Raw genomic sequence first — 21,086 nt, 5'->3', positions numbered from 1 at the left:
GGGGCGTCAACACTCGTAAGGCGCAGCCGATGGGCAGCGCCACAGGGAGAGACTTCATGCTGAAAAATATGCTGAAGGCGACGCTTGTCGCCGCGACCATGACCTTTGCCGCAGGCACGTTCCTGACGCCGGTCCTTGCCGAGACCGTCTATAACAGAGGCAGCGCCGCCGAAGCGGAGACGGTCGATCCGCACAAGACCTCGACCGTCTACGAAGCCGATATCATACGCGACCTGTTCCAGGGACTGGTCATGCACGATCAGAAGACGAACCTCATCCCGGGCGCCGCCGAAAGCTGGACGGTATCGGATGACGGCACCGTCTACACCTTCAAGCTGCGCAAGGACGGCTTGTGGTCGGATGGCAGCCCGGTGACGGCGGACGACTTCGTCTATTCCTTCCGTAGGCTGGAGGATCCGGCGACCGCCGCCGAATACGCTTCCATGCTCTATCCCGTGAAGAACGCCGAGGAAGTCAACACCAAGAAAGGCAAGCCCGAGGACATGGGCGTCAAGGCGATCGACGCCAACACCCTGGAAGTGACGCTGAAGGCGCCGACGCCATACTTCCTGGAGATGCTGACCCACCAGGCTACCTACCCGGTCAACAAGGCCTCGATCGACAAGCTCGGCGCCGACTGGATCAAGGCGGGCAATCTCGTTTCGAACGGCGCCTATACATTGGCCGAGTGGATTCCCAACGACCACATGAAGCTGGTCAAGAATCCGAAATTCTGGGATGCCGCGACCGTCAAGATGGACGTCGTCAACTACATCCCGACCGAAGACCGCTCTTCGGCGATGAAGCGCTTCGAGGCCGGCGAACTCGACAGCTACGGCGACCTGCCGACCGAACAGCTCGCTGACCTCAAGACCAAGTTCGGCGATCAGGTCCGCGTCGGACCGTATCTCGGCACCTATTATTACGCGATCAAGACCGACAAGGCGCCCTGGGACAATGTCGAGCTGCGCAACGCCATCTCGATGGCTATCGACCGCGACTTCCTGGCCGAAAAGGTCTGGCAGAATTCCATGCTGCCTGGCTATTCGATGGTGCCTCCGGGCATCGCCGGCTACACGCCGGCAATGGCCAAATACGCCGACATGCCGCAGATCGACCGCGAGGACGCCGCCAAGAAGATCCTTGAGAAACTCGGCTATACGCCCGAGCATCCGCTGAAGATGGAGATCCGCTACAACACCTCGGAAAACCACAAGAACACCGCGGTTGCCATCCAGGAACAGTTGAAGCCGCTTGGCGTCGAGATCACGCTGCTCAACACCGATACCAAGACCCACTATTCCTTCCTCGAGCAGAAGGGCAACTACGACGTGGCGCGTGCCGCCTGGATCGCCGACTACAAGGATCCCGAGACCTTCCTCGGCATCACCCGCAAGGCCAGCGGCAACAACTATTCGAACTACGTCAGCCCGGCATATGAGGCGGCCATGGACAAGGCCGCGGCTGCCGGCGGCAAGCCGGAAGAGCGCATGAAGGACCTCACTGAGGCCGAGCGCATCCTTGTCGATGACGTCGGCAACATTCCGCTTCTCTACTACAGCTTCCACGATATCGTCTCCTCGAAGCTGCATGGCTTCGATGACAATGTGATGGACATCCATCCGTCCCGCTTCGTCTCCAAGGACTGATAATCATCCTTGACTGGACCGCCGCGCCCCATTTGGGCGCGGCGGACTGGTCGGTCATCGCACCGGTCCGAAAGTCGTGGTCGATTTTCGGCAAGCCCGGTGCGAAGATTTGGCGCCGGAGCGTGGCAATGCGTCCGCATGGACGTATGTCGCTCTGGCCGAAGCGGGGCGCCGATGCTGCGATACATCTTACGGCGGCTTCTGACCGCCATTCCGACGCTGTTCGTCATCGTGACCATGGCGTTCTTCCTGATACGCGTCGCACCGGGCGGCCCCTTCAATCAGGAGCGGGGCCTCAGTCCCGAGATCAGGGCCAATCTGGAAGCACAGTTCGGCCTCGACGATCCGCTCTGGCTGCAATATGCCCACTATCTCGGCAATCTTCTGCGCGGCAATTTCGGGCCGAGCTACAATTTGCCTGACTTCACCGTCACCGAACTGTTTGCCAAGGGGCTGCCGATATCGGTCCAGCTCGGCACCTCGGCGCTGATCCTGGCGCTGCTGCTTGGTTCGGTGCTCGGCACCATCGCCGCGCTCAACCAGAACAAGCTTGGCGACTATACGGTGATTGCGCTGGCGACCGCCGGCAGCACTATCCCCACCTTCGTCATCGCTCCTGTGATTCAGCTGGTGTTCGGATTGACCTGGAAGCTGTTGCCGATCGGCGGCTGGGGTGATGGCGCATTAATCAACAAGATCGGCCCGGTGCTGACGCTGGCCTTGCCGCAGATCGCCATCGTTGCCCGCCTGATGCGCGGGTCGATGATCGAGAGCTTGCGTTCGCATCATATCCGAACGGCGCGTGCGCTCGGCCTCTCCGACTGGTCGGTGGTGGTCAAGCACGCGCTGCGCGGCGCCATCCTGCCGATCGTTTCCTTCACCGGCCCCGCAGCCGCGGCGCTGCTCACCGGTTCGGTCATCGTCGAGACCATCTTCTCCATTCCCGGTGTCGGCCGCTATTTCGTCGATGCCGCGCTCAACCGCGACTACACGCTGGTGATGGGGACCGTGGTGGTGATCGCGCTCTTCACCATCGTCTTCAACCTGATCGTCGACGTCATGTACGCGGTCGTCGACCCGAGGGTACGCTATGACTGAGGGTGCGCTATGACTGACATCACAGCCGCCGCCGCTCCGCCGGCCGTCGTCGGCCGCTCGCTCTGGGGCGACGCATGGGCGCGCCTCAAAGCCAACCGCGCCGCCATGTTCAGCCTCTATTACCTGGCCTTCATTGGCGTCATCAGCATCTTCGGCCCCTGGTTCGTGCCGCATCAGTACACCACCATCTATGCCGACTATGTGCGCACGCCGCCAAGCTTTTCAGCCTATCCGAAGCCCGACATGATCGAGACGGCGCTCAAGGATGCCATCAAGCGCATGCGCGTCGACATCAAGGAGTGGAAACTGGACGGCAGTCGCGTCACCGTCACCGTCACCTCGACCAAACCGATCGACGACCGCAACATCCGCTATCTTGACCGCTCCGATGCCTTCGACGATACCAAGATAGAGAGCAAATCGGCCGACGGGCTCGAATTGACTATGACTGCGTCGGTCAAACAGCAGTACTTCCTGTTCGGCACCGACAACACCGGTCGCGATCTTCTCTCGCGAACGCTGATGGCAGGGCGCATCTCGCTGGCCATCGGCCTGCTTGCCGGCATTGTCGCGGTGGTCATCGGCGTCCTCTACGGGGCGGCGGCCGGCTTTTCCGGCGGCAAGATCGACGAGGTGATGATGCGCATCGTCGACGTGCTCTATTCTTTGCCCTTCATTTTCTTTGTCATCATGCTGGTGGTGTTCTTCGGCCGCAACTTCGTGCTGATGTTCCTGGCGGTGGGAGCGGTGCTGTGGCTCGACATGGCGCGCATCGTGCGCGGCCAGGCGCTGTCGATCCGGCGGCAGGAGTATGTCCAGGCGGCCGAAGCCATGGGCGTCGGCCAGCGCGGCATCCTGCTGCGCCATGTCATCCCCAATCTGCTCGGACCAGTGGTGATCTACATGACGCTGCTGGTGCCGCAGGTCATCATCCTGGAAAGCTTTCTGTCCTTCCTCGGCCTTGGCGTGCAGGAACCGATGACCAGCTGGGGCGTGCTCATCTCCGTCGGCGCCAAGAACATCGGCACCGCCAACTGGCTGCTTTTGTTCCCCGCCTTCTTCCTCGTGTCGACGCTGTTTGCGCTGAACTTCGTCGGCGACGGCCTGCGCGATGCGCTCGATCCGAGAGACCGATAATATGGGGACCAAATAAAATGGGGACCGTTGCGATGGAAACGCCCGAAACGATCCTCAGCGTCAAGGACCTTCGCGTCCGCTTCCGCACGCTCGACGGCGCGGTCGAAGCGGTCAAGGGCATCAACATCCACGTCAAGGCAGGGGAAACCGTAGCCGTGGTCGGCGAATCCGGCTCCGGCAAGAGCCAGACCATGATGGCGGCGATGAGCCTGCTGGCGTCCAACGGCGAGGCGACGGGGCACGTCGATTATCGCGGCCGCAACCTTTTGACCATGAGCAAGCCCGACCTCAACAAGGTGCGCGGCGCCAAGATCAGCATGATCTTCCAGGAGCCGATGACCTCGCTCGATCCGCTCTATTCGATCGGCAACCAGCTGATCGAACCAATCCGCAAGCACCGCGGGCTGAACACAGCCGAGGCACGGAACGAGGCGCTCAAGCTGCTGCGGCTTGTGCATATTCCCGATCCCGAGCGGCGGATGAAATCCTATCCGCACGAAATGTCGGGCGGCCAGCGCCAGCGCGTCATGATTGCCATGGCGCTCGCCAACGACCCCGACATCCTGATCGCCGACGAGCCGACGACGGCGCTCGACGTCACCATCCAGGCGCAGATCCTGGTGCTGCTCGCCGCATTGCAGCGCAAGCTCGGCATGGCCATCGTCTTTATCACCCACGATCTCGGCATCGTCCGGCGCTTTGCCGACCGCGTCTATGTCATGCGCTATGGCGAGGTGGTCGAGGAAGGCGAGGCGGAAGCACTTTTCGCCAACCCGCAGCATGCCTATACCAAAATGCTGCTGGCCGCCGAACCGACCGGCACCAAGGCGGCGCCGCCGCCCAGCGCTCCTGTGCTGCTGGAGGGCCGCAATGTCGAAGTGACCTTCAAGATCGGCGGCGGCTTCCTTGCCGGCGAACCGCTGCTGCTACGCGCCGTCGATCACATTTCGATCCGGCTGAAGCGCAACCAGACCATCGGTATCGTCGGCGAGTCCGGTTCGGGAAAATCGACGCTCGGCCGCGCACTTCTGCGCCTGTTGCCCAGCGACGGTGTCATCCGCTTCGGCGACCGCGACATCTCCACCGCCGACCGCCATGCGATGCGGCCGCTGCGACGTGAGATGCAACTCGTCTTCCAGGATCCGTTCGGCTCGCTGTCGCCGCGCATGACCGTCGGCCAGATCATCACCGAAGGGCTTCTGGTGCATGAGCCGAACCTGTCAGGCAAGCAACGCGATCAGCGCGCCGTCGAGGCCTTGCTCGAGGTCGGCCTCGACCCCAACGCACGCAACCGCTACCCGCACGAATTCTCCGGCGGCCAGCGCCAGCGCATCGCCATCGCGCGTGCCGTGATCCTGAAGCCCAACCTGGTGGTGCTGGACGAGCCGACTTCGGCGCTCGACCGCTCGGTGCAGAAGCAGATCGTCGAATTGCTGCGCAAGCTGCAGGCCGACCACGAACTGTCCTACCTCTTCATCAGCCACGATCTCTCCGTGGTGCGCGCCATGGCCGACTACATCATCGTCATGAGGCAGGGCAAGATCGTCGAGGAAGGCCCGACGGAAGAGATCTTCAGCAACCCGCAGGCCGCCTACACCCAGACGCTGATGGCTGCGGCGATCGATGTCACGCGCTTCAGGCTGAGTGCTTAAGGCGTGACGTTCAGCAGATAGGTAGGGCCAGTTCGCTAGCCCGCTGACCTGGGCATCTGTTGGCCCTTGTCGCGACAATGGCCTCTTGCCGCTGCTTCAGCAGTTCGATTCTGGCCGTCTCACGCTTGGCCACTGCGCTCTTCACGCGCGTGCCGCCGAGCAGCCAGTTCGGCACGCTGGTGTTGGCGACCTTGCCGCGGGTGATGGCGGTTTGCGAGATGTCGCGCGCGGTATCGCCTACGGCGGTGTTGAGCTCGGCGCATGTCATGCTGTCGTATTTCGCCGGGTTCACCGCGCTGCCCAGCGATGAGCAGCCTGCCGCCAGGGACAAAGCGAGCAGCGCTGACAGCCGGCTTGAAATCAACAAATTCATCTTCCGCAAACCTCGTTCCGGCCGCTGTCTCGGCGGCATTCCTATTATCGAGGTAGCGCGGAAGGTTGTCGCGTCAAAACACCACGCTGACAGCGAACGCCGACGCGGCCGGTTTGCACCAAGCTATCTTGTGGGGAGTCGGGAGAAACAAACACCTAAGTGTCTGTTTTTTCTGGTCGGAGTGGCAGGATTTGAACCTGCGACCCCCTCGTCCCGAACGAGGTGCGCTACCAGGCTGCGCTACACTCCGTGACCAGACCGCGGGCTTATAGCTGCCACATACCGTTCCTGCAAGCGGCAATGGCAGCGCTTCTGTCGCATTTCGTTGGCTTTCGTTGGGCATTGCCGCAAAGCTTGGCTTTCCCTCCCGGGATAAACCCGGCTTAAAGCCTTGTGTGCTAAGTCGCAGCCTCGATAAATTGTGCTTTCGCCATCTGGAGCTCTGCTGCCTTGCCCCTGAAAATCGTAGGCGACGCCCGGCCCAACAGCTTCGAATTCGAAACGGAAGCGCTGATCAAGGCGTCGGGATTTCGCGAGTACGATGCGCGCTGGTGGTTCGGTTGCGCCGGCTCTGCGCAGCCGCCGGAGCTCAACCTGATCGGCGTCCAGGCGCTCGGCATGGGGCTTGGCACCTTGATCCGCCGCCTTGGCGCCGGTCCCGACATCGTCACCGGGCATGATTTCCGTTCCTATTCGCTTGCCATCAAGCTGGCGCTGGTTTCCGGCCTGATGGCTGCGGGCGCAAAGGTGAAAGACATTGGCCTGGCGCTGTCGCCCATGGCCTATTTCGCCCAATTCGCACTCGACGTGCCATCCGTCGCCATGGTCACGGCGTCGCACAACGAGAATGGCTGGACCGGAGTCAAGATGGGTGCGGCGAGGCCGCTCACCTTCGGACCAGAGGAGATGAGCGCACTGAAACAGATCGTGCTGTCGAGCGACTTCGATCTCGCCGGCGGCGGCTCCTACGAATTCGTCTCCGGTTTTCGCGAGACCTATCTCGACGATCTGGTGAGCGACAAGCGCATCGCGCGAAAGCTGAAAGTCGTGGCCGCTTGCGGCAACGGTACTGCCGGCGCCTTCGCGCCACAGGCGCTGGAGCGCATCGGTTGCGAGGTGATCCCGCTCGATGTCGAGCTCGACCACAGTTTTCCGCGCTATAACCCCAACCCGGAAGACATGCAGATGCTGCACGCCATCCGCGACAAGGTGCTGGAGACCGGCGCCGATGTCGGGCTGGGCTTCGATGGCGACGGCGACCGTTGCGGCGTGGTCGACAATGAGGGCAACGAGATTTTTGCCGACAAGGTCGGCGTCATGCTCGCGCGGGACATATCAACCCAATACCCCGGCTCGGCTTTCGTCGTCGATGTCAAGTCGACCGGCCTGTTCAACACCGACAGCGTCCTGCGCGCCAACGGCGCGAAGACAGATTACTGGAAGACCGGCCATTCCTACATCAAGCGCCGGGTCGCCGAACTGGGCGCCGTTGCCGGCTTCGAGAAGTCGGGCCATTTCTTCTTCAATCCGCCGATCGGCCGCGGCTATGATGACGGTCTCATCACGGCAATAGCCATTTGTGAGATGCTCGTCCGCAACCCCACAAGTTCGATGGCCGATCTCTATCGCGCGCTGCCGCTGACCTTCGGCACGCCGACCATGTCGCCGCATTGCGCCGATGACGTGAAATACGGCGTGGTCGATCGGGTGGTGGCGGACTTCCAGGCGATGCAGCGCGCCGGCAAGGCTTTTGCCGGCCAGAAGATCGCTGACCTGATCACCGTCAACGGCGTGCGCATCGTGGCCGAAGATGGCACCTGGGGCCTGGTACGGGCGTCGTCGAACAAGCCGGAGCTTGTCGTGGTTGTCGAAAGCCCGGTATCGTCCGAGCGCCGCCGGCAGATGTTCGACGCCGTCGACGCCGTGCTGCGCCGCAGCCCCGAAGTCGGCGCTTACAACCAGACGTTCTGATTGGACCTTTCATGAGCGAGCGCATCGTCAGTTTTGTCATGAGCGGCGGTGTCGGCTCGCGGCTGTGGCCGCTGTCACGCGAGGACAACCCGAAACAGTTCCACGATCTCTCCGGCGACGGCTCGATGCTGGCCAAGACCTTGCGCCGGCTGACGGCGCGGCCGGAAGGTGAGACGCCGATCTTCCTGATCGCCGCCGAGCGCCATGCCGAGCGTGTCCATGCCGATCTTGCCGGACTCGACCTCGCCGGCGGTGGCCCGCTGTTCGAGCCGACCGGGCGCAACACGGCTGCCGCCGTGGCGCTGGCCGCGCTGCGCACATTGTCGGAGTTCGGCGACAGCCTAGTGCTGGTGGTGCCGTCAGACCACGAAATCGCCACGCCCAATCAGTTCTGGCAGAGCGTCGAGGCGGGCAGCCAGGCAGCGCTTGCCGGCCGTCTGGTGGTGTTCGGCATCAAGCCGGCGCAGCCCGAGACCGGCTATGGGTATATCGAAGTCGCAGCCGAAAGCGGCGGCGTCTTCGACGTGTCGCGCTTCGTCGAAAAGCCCGACCTCGCCACTGCGCAGAGCTATCTCAGTGCGGGCACCTTCTACTGGAACACCGGCATTTTCCTGTTTCGCGCCGGCGCCATGCGCGACGCATTTGCGGCCTTCCAGCCCGACATCTGGCAGGCCACCGAAGCGGCCTACAAGGCAGCGACTTCGGACCTGTCCGGCCTCTATATGCCGCTCGACCTCTACGCCGCCATCCCGTCGAACTCGATCGACTACGCCGTCATGGAGCGGGCCAAGGACATCGCCATGGTGCCGGCCGGCTTTCGCTGGAACGACCTCGGCTCCTGGCAGTCGCTGCTCGATGTCGGCCCTGCTGATGCCAATGGCAATGTCGTCGTCGGCGATGTTGTCGCCATCGATTGCGAGAACTCCTACATCAGAAGCGACGGCCGGCTTTTGTCGGCTATCGGCATGAAGGACGTCGCCATCGTCTCGACGGCGGACGCCACCTTCGTCGCCCCGGTCAGCCACAGCCAGCACGTCAAGAAGATCGTCGAGCAGCTGGAAAAGTCGGGCCGGCTGGAAACCAGGTTCACGCCGGCACACGACCGCGTCATCGAAAGCGGCGCCTGGCGCCGGCGCGTGCATCACTGGCTGTTCGAGGAGACCTTGCCGCTGTGGTCGACTTCAGGCGTCGATGAGCGTCATGGCGGCTTCCACGAGGCGCTCGGCTTCGACGGCGAGGCGCTGTTGAAGCCCAAGCGCATGCGCACGACGGCGAGGCAAGTCTACGCCTTCGCCGTTGCCAAGGCCCGCGGCTGGGACGGTCCAGCCGATCGCCTGATCGCCCATGGCATCGCCTTCATGGCCGGCAAGGGCCGCACGGACCGGGGCGGCTGGGTGCGCACGCTCAATGTCGACGGCTCCGTCGCCGACCCAACCGAGGATGCCTACGACCATTCCTGCGTGCTGCTGGCGCTGGCGCACGCGCATATGTGCGGCGATCCGGATGCGCTGCGGCTGGGCCAGGAGACCTTCGTGTTTCTCGACGCGCATCTCGAGGACAGCCGCATGACCGGCTTTCTGGAGACATCCGACGGCGAGGGCGAGCGGCGCTCCAACCCGCATATGCATCTGCTCGAGGCCTTCCTCGCCTGGTATGAGGCGACCGGCGACCGCACCTATCTGCGCCGCGCCGCGCGCATCATCGACCTTTTCCGCAGTCATTTCTTCGATGCCGAGAGCTGGACGCTGGGCGAATATTTCGACGCCGGGTGGAAGCCGGCCGCCGGCGAGAAGGGCACATGGACCGAGCCCGGCCATCATTTCGAATGGGCCTCGCTGCTCACCGATTTCGTCGCCCGCAGCGGTCAGGGCGAGTTGAGCAATTTTGCCCGCAAGCTCTACGCCTCGGCCGTCGCCAACGGCCTCAACCGCGCCACCGGCCTTGCCTACGGTGCGGTCTCCCGGCAGGGCCTGCCGCTCGACCTCGTATCGCGCAGCTGGCCGCAGGCGGAAGCGATCAAGGCGGCGATTGCGCTTGACGGTTCAGGTGGCCCCGACCTCAAACCGGAGATCGAAGCGCGCGTCGGCCGCCTGTTCCGCTGGCACATCGACCCGGCGCCGCTCGGCCTGTGGATCGACCGCATCGACGAACGCGGCCGCTCGCTGGCGAGCGATGTGCCGGCCAGCATCTTTTATCATCTGGTCTGCGCGCTGACGCAGTATCTGGACGGCACGGCGCAGAAGGGGTGAAGCGTTGGAGCTGCCAATCTCCCCCCTTGCGGGGGAGATGCCTGGCAAGGCAGAGGGGGGNCCCCCTCTGGCCTGCCGGCCATCTCCCCCGCAAGGGGGGAGATCAGCTGTCACTTCGCTTTCAACCCTCAATACGGGCTCGCCACGTCCCCGGTCTCGACATACACCGCCTTCAGCTGCGAATAGAGCGCTAAAGCCGCCAGCGAGTTCTCGCGCCCGATGCCGGATTGCTTCACCCCGCCAAACGGAATTTCCACCGGCGTCAGATTGTAGGCGTTGATCCAGCAGGTGCCGGCCTGCAGTTCGGCGATCACCTTATGAGCGCGCTGCAGGTCGCGGGTGAAGACGCCGGCGGCGAGGCCGAATTCGGTGTCGTTGGCGCGGTCGATCACCTCGTCCTCGCCGTCGAACTTCAGCACGCTCATCACCGGCCCGAAAATCTCCTCGCGCGCAATGCGCATCTTATCGGTGACACCGGTGAACACGGTTGGCTCTACAAAGAAGCCGCCATCGAACCCTTGCAGTGACGGCACGTTGCCACCGCAGGCGAGCGTTGCTCCATCCTGCCTGCCGGCCGCGATGTAGGAAACGACCTTCTCCTGCTGCGCCTTGTTGACCAGCGGCCCCATCTGCGTCTCAGGATCGAGCGGATCGCCGATGCGGATCTTTTTCGTCCGCTCGACCAGCCGGTCGACGAAGCGGTCATGGATGCCGCTTTGTACGAAAACACGCGTGCCGTTGGAGCAGATCTGCCCGGTCGAATAGAAATTGCCGAGCATGGCGCCGCCGATGGCGTTTTCGAGATCGGCATCGTCGAACACGATCAGCGGCGACTTGCCGCCGAGTTCCATCGTCGCATGCTTCATCTTCGAACCGGCGAGCGACAGCACCTTGCGGCCGGTCGGCACCGAGCCGGTCACCGAAACCTTGGCAACGACATCATGGCCGACGAGGCCGGCGCCGACTTCGCCATAGCCTTGCACGACGTTGAACAGCCCGTCGGGCAGGCCCGCCTCTGAGTAGATCTCGGCCAGCGCCAGCGCCGACAGCGGCGTGTTCTCCGAAGGCTTGAATACCATGGCGTTGCCCATGGCGAGCGCCGGGGCGGATTTCCAGCCGGCGATCTGGATCGGATAGTTCCAGGCGCCGATGCCGACGCACACACCGAGCGCCTCGCGGCGCGTATAGGCAAAAGGTCCACCAAGATCGATCGCCTCGCCGTTGAAGGCGGCAACCGCGCCGCCGAAATATTCGAGGCAGTCGGCGGCCGATAGTGCATCCGCCACCAGCGTTTCCTGGATCGCCTTGCCGGTGTCGAGCGTCTCGATCCGCGCCAGATCGGCGTTGCGCGCGCGCAAAATGTCGGCGGCGCGGCGCAGGATGCGGCCACGCTCGACCGGCTTCATCCGCGCCCAGGCCGGTTGTGCGGCCCGCGCGGCTTCGATGGCGAGCTCCAGCACGTTCGGAGTCGCCGAATGCAAAGTGGCGATGACCTCACCGGTCGCCGGATAGATCACCGGCAGCGGCGCGCCGCCTTCGTCCTCGATGTAGCGGCCGTTGACATAGTGCGATGCCGTTGGCTGGGCGCGCATATGAATTCTCCAATGGTCTTCGCCGGACAATGCCCTATCGATCCGCCACCTGCCAGCGCGGATTGATCCAGGGTTCCTGGTTGGAGGGCGCCAGCGGCGTGCGGCCGAGAATGTGGTCGGAGGCCTTTTCGCCGGTCATGATCGAGGGCGCGTTGAGATTGCCATTGGTGACGCGCGGAAAGATCGAGGAGTCGGCGACCCGCAACCCGTCGATGCCGATGACGCGGCACTCCGGATCGACGACGCTCGTGATGTCATCGGCCCGACCCATCTTGCAGGTGCCGCACGGGTGATAGGCGCTCTCGGCATGATCCCGGATGAAGGCGTCGAGATCCTCGTCCGACTGGACATGCGAACCTGGCGAGATTTCCTTGCCGCGGAAGCCGTCAAAAGCCTTCTGGCCGAAGATCTCGCGAGTCAGCCTGATGCAGTGGCGGAACTCGGCCCAGTCGTCTGGATGCGACATGTAATTGAAGCGGATCACCGGCGCCGCTTTCGGGTCGGGAGAGCGCAGCGTCACCGAGCCGCGCGACTTCGACCGCATCGGCCCGACATGGGCCTGGAAGCCATGGGCCCTCGCCGCCGCCTTGCCGTCATAGCGCACCGCAGCCGGGATGAAGTGATACTGGATGTCGGGGTAGTCGACGCCGGCCTGCGAGCGCACGAAGGCCGCGGCCTCGAAATGGTTGGTGGCACCGAGGCCGGTCTTGAAGAACAGCCACTGCGCCCCGATCAGAGCCTTGGAGAATGGGTTGAGAACCGAATTCAGCGTGATCGGCTGGGTCGATTCCTGCTGGATGTAGAGCTCCATATGATCCTGCAGATTGCGGCCGACACCGGGCCGGTCGGCCACGACCTGGATGCCGTTCTCCTTGAGATGCGCGGCCGGGCCGATACCGGATAGCATCAGGATCTTGGGCGAATTGATCGATGATGCGGCAACGATCACCTCACGTCGCGCCTTAACGACCTGAATCTGTTTGTGAGCTTCGATCTCGACGCCGACAGCGCGCTGATTCTCGATGATCACACGACGGGCGAAGCCTTTGATCACGCTGACATTTTGCCGCTTGAGCGCCGGCTTCAGATAGGCTGATGCGGCCGACCAGCGGCGGCCGCCGCGTATGGTCTGCTCCATCGGCCCGAAGCCTTCCTGCTTCGAACCATTGTAGTCGTCGGTCAGTTCGAACCCGGCTTGGCGGCCGGCCTCGACAAAGGCGCCGTAGAGCGGATTCTTGCGCGGGCCACGCTGGACGTGCAGCGGGCCGCCGTGGCCGCGCCAGCCGTCCTCGCCGCCGTCACTGTCCTCCATGCGCTTGAAATAGGGCAGCACGTCGGCGAAGCCCCAGCCGGCCGCCCCCTGTTCGGCCCAGTGGTCGAAGTCGCGTGCGTGGCCCCTGACATATACCATGCCGTTGATCGAGGATGAGCCGCCGATCACCTTGCCGCGTGGCGTCGCCAGCACGCGGCCGCCGAGATGCGGCTCTGGTTCGCTGGCAAAGCCCCAGTCGTAAAGGCTCATGTTGAGCGGGATCGACAGCGCCGACGGCATCTGGATCAGCGGCCCGATATCGGTGCCGCCGAACTCGATGACGATCACCGAATGCTTGCCGTCTTCCGACAGCCGGTAGGCCATGGCCGAGCCGGCCGAGCCGGAGCCGATGATGACGAAGTCTGCTTCAAGCATGGTTCACATGCGCCCATCGTTCATATGCGAAATAAAATCGGCGAGCGAGACATTGCCGCCGGTAGCCATGACCAGGACCGTTTTACCCGCCACATCCACCTTGCCGCCGAGCAGCGCCGCCAGAGAGGCGGCGCCTGACGGCTCGAGCACCAGCTTCATCCGCTCGAAGGCGATCTTCATCGCTCGCCTAACCGATTGGTCGTCGACGGTGATGCCGCGCACGCCAGCGGTCTTGACCGCCGCGAACGGCGCGTCGCCCGGCCGCCGCGACATCAGCCCGTCGCAAATCGATTTCGGCGCGATCGGCATGGTCTCGATGGCGCCATGCGCTAGCGATGCACCCATGCCGTTGAAGCCTTCCGGCTCGACGCCGATGATCTCGGTTGCCGGCGACAGATAGTGGAAGGCGAGCGACATGCCGCCGATCAGTCCGCCGCCGCCGACCGAGCAGAACAGAAGGTCGGCACTGGCGTCCTTTGCCTCGAATTGTTCGAGCGCTTCGAGCCCGGCGCCGGCCTGGCCGGCAACGATCTCCGGATCGTCGAATGGATGCAGCAACGCCAGCCCTTCGGTCTCGGCAATCTCGCAGGCCTTGGCGGCTGCGACCTCTTCACGGGCGCGCTCGCCATGATCTGTCAGCACGACGCGCGCGCCATAGCCTGCGGTCGCATCGCGCTTGGCGGCCGGCGCGTCGATCGGCATGACGATGGTGACGGGAATGCCGAGCGCCTGGCCGGCAGCCGCCAACCCTTGCGCGAAATTGCCGGAGGAGTAGGCGACGACGCCTTTTCTGGCCTCATCCGGCGACAGCCGCTTCAACCGCCAATAGGCCCCGCGCACCTTGAACGATCCCGCCCATTGCAGCGATTCCGGCTTGATAAAGACGCGGGCCGCACCCGTCTCGTTGGCCAAGGCTGTCGATTCCAGCAAAGGCGTGATCTGCGTCGCCTTCGACGTCACGGCATAGGCCTGTCTGAGGTGCTCGAGGGAGGGGACAATTGTCATCATTCGCCTCGCGGAAAGCGTTTCTGTTCCTCGAGATTGTCGAGGTTCATGTGGTTGCGCATGTAGCGTTCCGACGCCTTCTGCAGTGGCTGGAATTCCCAGGGGTAATGCGTGCCGTTGCGCAGCGCGGGATAAACCACCCAGCGCCGCGCCTGGCTGACGCGCACCGCGGCATCGAATGCCGTCATGTCCCAGCGCGCTCGCACGGCTCCCGTGAAGGCCGCCACCAGATCGGCATGCGCCGGATCGGTGGCAAGATTGGTGCGTTCTTGCGGATCGGCTTCGAGATCGAACAGAAGCGGCGGGTCGATCTCGCAATGGATGAATTTGTAGCGGCCGTCGCGGATCGCCACCAACGGCGCGTTGGAGCCCTCGGCGGCATATTCCATCAGCACCGGCGCGGTGCGCGGCTCGCCATCAAGCAGCGGCAGCAGCGACTGCCCGTCGGTCCACGGTGCGATGGCGGAGATGTCGATGCCGGCGAGGTCGCAGAGTGTCGGCGTCACGTCGAGGTTGGAGACCGGCGCCTCGACCAGCCCTGCAGGAATGCCTTTGCCGGCGATCATCAAAGGTACTCGCGCCGAGCCCTCGAAAAAATTCATCTTGAACCACAGGCCGCGCTCGCCAAGCATGTCGCCATGGTCGGAGCAGAACAGGATGATGGTGTCGTCCAGCATGCGCGTTCGCTCCAGCACTGACATCAACTCGCCGACCTTGTCGTCGAGATAGGAGATGTTGGCGTAGTAGCCGCGCCGCGAGCGGCGGATCTGCTCCGGCGTGATGTTGAAACTGTCGTAGTCGCTGGCCCGGTAAAGCCGTTGCGAATGCGGGTCCTGATGGGCATAGGGGATGAATCCCACCTCCGGCTCAAGCGCCGGACAGTCTTCATAGAATCCCCAATATTGCCGCCGTGCGACATAGGGGTCGTGCGGGTGGGTGAAGGAAACCGTCAGGCACCAGGGCCGGCTGGCCTCGTCCTCGGAGGTGCGGGCAAGATCGTAGAGTTTTTGCACCGCGTGGAAGGCGACCTCGTCGTCATACTCCATCTGGTTGGTGATCTCGGCGATGCCGGCGCCTGTCACCGAACCCAGATTGTGATACCACCAGTCGATGCGCTCGCCAGGCTTGCGGTAATCCGGCGTCCAGCCGAAATCGGCGGGATAGATGTCGGTGGTCAGCCGCTCCTCGAAACCGTGCAACTGGTCCGGCCCGACGAAATGCATCTTGCCCGACAGGCAGGTGTAGTAGCCGGCGCTGCGCAGATGATGCGCATAGGTCGGGATCGAGGAAGCGAACTCGGCGGCGTTGTCATAGACCTGGGTGCGCGACGGCAATTGCCCGCTCATGAAAGCGGCGCGGCCCGGCGCGCAAAGCGGCGAGGCCGTGTAGTTGTTGCCGAAGCGCGCCGAGCGTGCGGCCAGCGCCTTGAGATGCGGCACATGCAGGAAGTCCGCCGGCCCGTCCGCAAACAGCGTGCCGTTGAGCTGATCGACCATGACGATCAGGATGTTGGGTCGCCTTGATATCACTGAGGCTGTCACTGTGTCTGTCGCCCGCCGAGTTTGATTTCGAGATAATCTTCGACCAGCGCGATCGCGGTTTGAGCATCCGGCACGCCGTCCTTCAGCGCGCGCCTGATGTACAGCCCGTCGATCATCGCCGCGACCGCTTCCGCCGCGCGGTCGGCTTCGTTGCGCGGCAGTATGCCGATCAGCCCGCTCATCAGGTTGGAATGCAGCCGCCGCGCATAGACCCTGAGCAGCCGGCGCAGGGCCGATGATTTCTGTGCCTCGACATAAAAGGCGAGCCAGGCCGCGATGGTTTCCGGCCGGAACTGGATGTCGGAGAAGTTGACGGCGACCACCGCCGAAACGCGTTCGCGCGGCGAGCCGGCGGATTGCAGGGCGCGCCGCATGTCGATGGTCAGCTCGGCCAGTATGTGCCGCATCGTCGCCAGAAGGAGCTCGTCCTTGGCGCCGAAATAGTGGTGGGCAAGGGCCGACGACACGCCCGCCCGTCCGGCGATCTCCGACATGGTCACATCAAGCGAGCCGCGCTCGCCGATCGCCGAGATCGTCGCGTCGATGAGCGCCTTGCGGCGCAACGGTTCCATTCCGACTTTCGGCATTGGGGAGATCCAGATTAAAACCGAGATTATTTTTTATTGACGGATCAATCAATAAAAAACTCGCGCTCGGATCAATCGATCATGTCGCTCTGGCCCATCCTTTGGACTGGAAAACAGTTCACTGTTGAACAATATTAGAGGCTGATGCCGCGCTATGACATGTTAGGCTTGCGGCAAACGGAGGTTGCCATGACCGCATGCATCGTCGGATGGGCGCATTCGCGCTTCGGCAAGCTGGAAGGCGAGACGCTGGAAGGCCTGATCACCAAGGTCGCGGTCGACGCGCTCGACCATGCCGGCATCGGTCCGGACGAGGTCGACGAGATTGTGCTCGGCCATTTCAACGCCGGCTTCTCCCCTCAGGATTTTACCGCCAGCCTGGTGCTGCAGGCCGATGACCGGCTGCGCTTCAAGCCGGCGACGCGGGTCGAGAACGCCTGCGCCACGGGTTCGGCAGCGGTCCGCCAAGGGATCCGCGCCATCGACGCCAATGCCGCCCGCATCGTGCTGGTGGTCGGTGCCGAGCAGATGACGACGACCCCCGGCCCCGAGATCGGCAAGAACCTGCTCAAGGCTTCCTATCTGCCGGAGGAGGGCGACACGCCGGCCGGTTTCGCTGGCGTCTTCGGCAAGATCGCGCAGGCCTATTTCCAGCGTTATGGCGACCAGTCCGACGCGCTGGCGATGATCGCCGCCAAGAACCACAAGAACGGCGTCAACAATCCGTATGCGCAGATGCGCAAGGATTTCGGCTACGAGTTCTGCCGCCAGGAAAGCGAGAAAAACCCGTTCGTGGCCGGTCCGCTGAAGCGCACGGACTGTTCGCTGGTCTCCGACGGTGCTGCCGCCCTTGTGCTGACCGACACCTCGACGGCGTTGATGATGCGCCGCGCCGTCGCCTTCCGCGCCAACGAGCATGTCCAGGATTTCCTGCCGATGTCGAAGCGCGACATCCTGTCTTTCGAAGGCTGCGAGCAGGCCTGGAACCAGGCTTTGAAGAAGGCCGGCGTGACGCTCGACGACCTCTCCTTCGTCGAGACGCATGACTGCTTCACCATTGCCGAACTGATCGAATATGAGGCGATGGGCCTGGCCAAGCCGGGCGAGGGCGCCAGGCTGGCGCTAGACGGCACGACGGCAAAGGACGGCAGGCTGCCGGTCAATCCTTCGGGCGGGCTGAAGGCCAAGGGCCATCCGATCGGCGCCACCGGTGTGTCGATGCATGTGCTGACCGCCATGCAGTTAACCGGCGAGGCAGGCGGCATCCAGGTGCCGGGGGCAACGCTCGGCGGCATCTTCAACATGGGTGGCGCTGCCGTTGCCAACTACGTTTCAATCCTCGACCGGATCAGGTAGAAGCGGCCCGTATTTTTGGGGCGTGGTGATGACAAATCCGGTTCTGGTCGAGGTCTTGCGCGGCGCGATCGTCGAGAGCGCCCATCGCGGCGCTGTCGCAATCTTCGACGGTGACGGCAAGCCTGTCCTGGAGATCGGCCATACGGCGCGGCCGGTGTTTCCGCGCTCGGCGGTCAAGGCGATCCAGGCGCTGCCGCTGGTTGAAACGGGTGCTGCCGATGCGTACGGCTTCGGCGACCGCGAACTGGCGCTGGCCTGCGCTTCGCATTCGGGCGAACCCGCGCATGTCGAACTGGCGCAGGCGATGCTGGCCAAGGCCGGGCTCGACAAGTCGGCGCTGGAATGCGGCGCGCATTGGCCGTCGAGCCACGACGCGACGATCGCACTGGCCCGCACAGGCGTCTCGCCGAACGCACTGCACAACAATTGCTCGGGCAAGCATTCCGGATTTCTCTGCACCTGCGTGCACTCAGGGATTGCCCACCAAGGCTACGTCAAGGCAGGCCATGGTTTGCAGGAGATGGTGCGCGACGCCATGCAGGCGGTGACCGGCGCTGCCCACGATGCGGATCACCGGGCAACCGATGGCTGCTCGATCCCCACCTATGCCGTGCCGCTGAAAAGTTTTGCCCTTGGCTTTGCCCGCATGGCGACGGGCAGGAGCTTTGGCCCTGAGCGTGCCAAGGCGGCCAAACGCCTGCTGTCTGCCTGCATGGCCGAGCCTTTCCTGGTCGCCGGCACCGGCAAGGCCGATGTGGCGCTGATGCAGGCCGCGCCCGGCCGCATATTCGTCAAGACGGGCGCCGAGGGTGTCTATTGCGCCGCCGTTCCGGAGCTTGGCCTCGGCATCGCGCTAAAATGTGATGACGGCGCCGGCCGCGCCGCCGAGGTGATGATTGCCGCTGTGCTGGCAAAACTTCTCAGCGCCGACGGCGCACTGGAGGCGAACCTTCTGGAGCGGGCCAATCCGCCGATCGAAAGCCGCATCGGCGCCAAGGTCGGCTCGCTGCGGCCGACGACGGCGCTCAGCTGACCCTGTTTCGCTCAACCGTCAGATGCGCATAGCCGCTTACGCTTGACCGCGCGAGGTCGCCGGTCGCCGGTTCGGCCCAGCGCTGGCCGATGATGGCGCCGTTCTTGGCGCCGTCGATGACGTTGTCGGAAATGATGGCGTTTCCAGCGCCTTCTACCACAGTGACGGCGATGCTGGTTCCGGCCTGACGGATGATGTTTCCCGTCGCCACAACATTGCGCATATAAGCGCCCCAGCCGATCTGCATGCCGTAGAGCGGCGCGTTCTCGATGACATTGCCCGAGACGGTGGTGTCGGCCTCGACGCTGATACCGACGCCGAAGCCCGGCGCGTCGGCGGGGTAGGGGCCGGTGGCCGAGAGGTTGCGCACGATGTTGTTCGAGCAGACACCCATACGGCCGCCGTCGTTGAAATTGACGATCGAGATGCCGTTAGCGGCACCATCGACGATGTTGTTGCCGATGATGGCGCCTTCGAAGGAGAATTCGGAATAGAGCGCCGTTTCGCCCGACCGCGAGCAGGTGTTGCCCGTCATCTGCAGATTGCTGGAACTGTTGGCGCGGATCGCCGAGAAGGCGCAGTCAGAGACGATGTTGCCGGTGACGGAGACATTGCCGGCACGGAATGCGTTGATGCCATTGCCGTTCTGCCCGGTGCCGCCGCTGCGCGCGCCGATCCGCTGCACGCGGTTGCCGCTGACGATCGTGCCGTCCTCGGCCTGCTGCCAGCGATGCACAAGAATGCCGCCATTGCCACAGTCAGATACGGTGTTGTCGGATATCGCCAGGCCAGCGGCCTCGACGGAGTAGATGCCGGCGTCCGCAGCCCCCGAAATCTCGGAGCGCTCGACGCGGCCCGACGCATGCTCCAGCGCCAGCCCATGCTTGCCGCTGCCGGTGATCGTGCAATTGTCGATGACGAGATGGGCGACGCGGCGCAGGTCGAGCAGGCCTTGCGCATCGTCGGCCANCATAGAGGATGCGCGAGGCGCCCGGCACGCCCGAAAGCCTGACGCGGGCGGGCAGGGTCAGGTTGGACACGACATAGGTGCCCGGCGGCAGGAACACCGGCGCATTGCGCTGGCTTGCCTCGGCTAGCATCCTGGCAAAGGCCTTGCTCTGGTCGTCCGGTGCGTCCGGCTCCACGCCGACCTCGGCGGCGTTGATCGAGCCAAGCGCTGCCGTCTTCGCCAAGGCGTTGTCCAGCGAAACGCCGAGCACCGCAAAGCCGACAGTCCCCTTGAGAAGCGTTCGTCTGTTCAACATCGGCACAGATCCCTGCGATGAAATGGTTCTTCGCAGGAATTGGGCCAGCCGCATAGGTCTCCGCTCGGCGATAGTCCGGCCAATGACCGGGTCCGGCAAGTGGCTTGTACAGTCGCCGAAGCGGGCCTAAGTTTATCCGATGAGCAGGGCTTTTACCCGCGAGGAAGACAGCGAAAACGCCATTGCCGGCATCGGCGAGCGGCCGATCAGCCAACACCGCAATCTGGTGACGGAGCGCGGCCTGGCGATGATCGAGGACAATCTGGCCGATCTGCGCGACATCTTGGCGAAAGCCGAGCGAAAAGCCGATCGCGAGCGCATTGCCGTCGTCTCGCGCGACCTGCGCTACTGGACAGCGCGCCGCGAAAGCGCCGAGCTTTCCGTGCCGGAACCGGGCAGCGACCAGGTGCGCTTCGGCATGGGTGTCACGCTGGAAAGCGATGACGGCAAGAAAGTGCACTGGAAGATCGTCGGCGAGGACGAGGCCGACCCCTCAAAGGGCAGCATCTCACACGTCTCGCCAATGGCCGTGGCGCTGTTCGGCAAGAAGGTCGGCGACGTCGCAAGCGTCAACGGCAAGGAATGGGAAATCGTCAAGCTGTCGGACGCCTGACGCCAGCTCACCCTATTTGCACAGCCAGCTTTCGCAACGCGGGCTCATACTTGTCCATGACATCGCGAGCAGCACGCATTTGCCGTTCGACGTCGTCACACGGCACCGGCCTTAGGATGATGCCGTCGTCGGTTTCGATGATCTGGAGTTCATCGCCCACCTGCAGGCCCAAGCTGTCGAGCGTTTCCCGCGGCAGGATTACAACGCCCGATCCGTCCTCAAGTCCGTGAATGATGGTGTTCATAGCTATACCATAGGTTGCGCCCGATATTGCAACG

Annotated in this window: 16 protein-coding genes, 1 tRNA gene and 1 pseudogene; 9 read left to right on the top strand and 9 right to left on the bottom strand. The window is 63.7% G+C overall.

Annotated features, from left to right (window positions below):
- The first annotated feature begins 56 nt into the window (after positions 1-56).
- The 4 genes from X750_RS150520 to X750_RS150535 all read left to right on the top strand — a co-directional run bounded on the left by X750_RS150520 (position 57) and on the right by X750_RS150535 (position 5,536).
- A complete protein-coding gene (locus X750_RS150520; RefSeq protein WP_023747518.1) occupies positions 57-1,649 on the top strand; it encodes a peptide ABC transporter substrate-binding protein in 1,593 nt (530 codons plus the stop codon).
- A 174-nt stretch (positions 1,650-1,823) separates the two neighbouring features.
- The gene (locus tag X750_RS150525; protein WP_023684574.1) at positions 1,824-2,747 is read left to right on the top strand and encodes an ABC transporter permease subunit; all 924 of its coding nucleotides are present in this window, start codon (positions 1,824-1,826) and stop codon (positions 2,745-2,747) included.
- A gap of 9 nt (positions 2,748-2,756) precedes the next feature.
- Positions 2,757-3,884, top strand: a complete 1,128-nt coding sequence (locus X750_RS150530) for an ABC transporter permease subunit (RefSeq protein ID WP_023670736.1) — start codon at positions 2,757-2,759, stop codon at positions 3,882-3,884.
- 32 nt (positions 3,885-3,916) lie between these two features.
- Positions 3,917-5,536 carry an ABC transporter ATP-binding protein gene (locus tag X750_RS150535; protein ID WP_023747517.1) on the top strand — a complete coding sequence of 540 codons (1,620 nt, stop codon included), beginning with the start codon at positions 3,917-3,919 and terminating at the stop codon, positions 5,534-5,536.
- A gap of 10 nt (positions 5,537-5,546) precedes the next feature.
- On the opposite strand, the gene X750_RS150540 is transcribed toward X750_RS150535, so the two are convergent.
- A complete protein-coding gene (locus X750_RS150540) occupies positions 5,547-5,909 on the bottom strand; it encodes a hypothetical protein (RefSeq protein WP_023747516.1) in 363 nt (120 codons plus the stop codon).
- A gap of 173 nt (positions 5,910-6,082) precedes the next feature.
- A tRNA-Pro gene (locus X750_RS150545) sits at positions 6,083-6,159 on the bottom strand.
- Between the two features lie 200 nt (positions 6,160-6,359).
- On the opposite strand from X750_RS150545, the gene X750_RS150550 reads away from it, so the two are divergent.
- Positions 6,360-7,880, top strand: a complete 1,521-nt coding sequence (locus tag X750_RS150550) for a phosphomannomutase/phosphoglucomutase (RefSeq protein ID WP_023747515.1) — start codon at positions 6,360-6,362, stop codon at positions 7,878-7,880.
- A gap of 11 nt (positions 7,881-7,891) precedes the next feature.
- Positions 7,892-10,129 carry a mannose-1-phosphate guanylyltransferase/mannose-6-phosphate isomerase gene (locus X750_RS150555; protein ID WP_023747514.1) on the top strand — a complete coding sequence of 746 codons (2,238 nt, stop codon included), beginning with the start codon at positions 7,892-7,894 and terminating at the stop codon, positions 10,127-10,129.
- Between the two features lie 128 nt (positions 10,130-10,257).
- Here X750_RS150555 and betB read toward each other — a convergent pair whose 3' ends face one another.
- The 5 genes from betB to betI are packed head-to-tail and all read right to left on the bottom strand — an operon-like array spanning position 10,258 to position 16,541.
- Positions 10,258-11,721 (bottom strand): betaine-aldehyde dehydrogenase, encoded by a 1,464-nt coding sequence (betB, locus tag X750_RS150560; protein ID WP_023747513.1) that lies wholly within the window; start codon positions 11,719-11,721, stop codon positions 10,258-10,260.
- Between the two features lie 34 nt (positions 11,722-11,755).
- Positions 11,756-13,408 (bottom strand): choline dehydrogenase, encoded by a 1,653-nt coding sequence (gene betA / locus X750_RS150565; protein ID WP_023747512.1) that lies wholly within the window; start codon positions 13,406-13,408, stop codon positions 11,756-11,758.
- Between the two features lie 3 nt (positions 13,409-13,411).
- Positions 13,412-14,416 carry a threonine/serine dehydratase gene (locus tag X750_RS150570; protein ID WP_023747511.1) on the bottom strand — a complete coding sequence of 335 codons (1,005 nt, stop codon included), beginning with the start codon at positions 14,414-14,416 and terminating at the stop codon, positions 13,412-13,414.
- Entirely contained in the window at positions 14,413-15,942 is a 1,530-nt protein-coding gene (gene betC, locus X750_RS150575) for a choline-sulfatase (RefSeq protein ID WP_023747510.1), read from the bottom strand. Before betC ends, X750_RS150570 begins: the two co-directional genes overlap by 4 nt.
- An 8-nt stretch (positions 15,943-15,950) precedes the next feature.
- Positions 15,951-16,541, bottom strand: coding sequence for a transcriptional regulator BetI (gene betI, locus X750_RS150580; RefSeq protein ID WP_023670745.1), 591 nt, complete (start codon positions 16,539-16,541; stop codon positions 15,951-15,953).
- Between the two features lie 189 nt (positions 16,542-16,730).
- Between betI and X750_RS150585 the strand changes: the two genes are divergently transcribed.
- Positions 16,731-17,897 (top strand): acetyl-CoA acetyltransferase, encoded by a 1,167-nt coding sequence (locus X750_RS150585; RefSeq protein WP_023684567.1) that lies wholly within the window; start codon positions 16,731-16,733, stop codon positions 17,895-17,897.
- A 28-nt stretch (positions 17,898-17,925) separates the two neighbouring features.
- Entirely contained in the window at positions 17,926-18,930 is a 1,005-nt protein-coding gene (locus tag X750_RS150590) for an asparaginase (RefSeq protein WP_023747509.1), read from the top strand.
- Here X750_RS150590 and X750_RS01000000162910 read toward each other — a convergent pair.
- Positions 18,923-20,195 (bottom strand): annotated as a pseudogene (locus tag X750_RS01000000162910) (TIGR03808 family TAT-translocated repetitive protein). The gene X750_RS150590 and the pseudogene X750_RS01000000162910 sit on opposite strands and share 8 nt — an antisense overlap.
- Before the next feature lie 139 nt (positions 20,196-20,334).
- Here X750_RS01000000162910 and greA point away from each other — a divergent pair.
- The gene (greA, locus tag X750_RS150595) at positions 20,335-20,808 is read left to right on the top strand and encodes a transcription elongation factor GreA (protein ID WP_023670749.1); all 474 of its coding nucleotides are present in this window, start codon (positions 20,335-20,337) and stop codon (positions 20,806-20,808) included.
- Between the two features lie 7 nt (positions 20,809-20,815).
- On the opposite strand, the gene X750_RS150600 is transcribed toward greA, so the two are convergent.
- Positions 20,816-21,052 carry an AbrB/MazE/SpoVT family DNA-binding domain-containing protein gene (locus tag X750_RS150600; protein ID WP_023670750.1) on the bottom strand — a complete coding sequence of 79 codons (237 nt, stop codon included), beginning with the start codon at positions 21,050-21,052 and terminating at the stop codon, positions 20,816-20,818.
- Positions 21,053-21,086: the final 34 nt, after the last annotated feature.

The sequence above is a fragment of the Mesorhizobium sp. LNJC391B00 genome (genome assembly GCF_000502535.1).
GTDB lineage: Bacteria > Pseudomonadota > Alphaproteobacteria > Rhizobiales > Rhizobiaceae > Mesorhizobium.
Note: the sequence above shows the minus strand (reverse complement) of the source record. Positions and strands in the feature narration are given on the sequence as shown.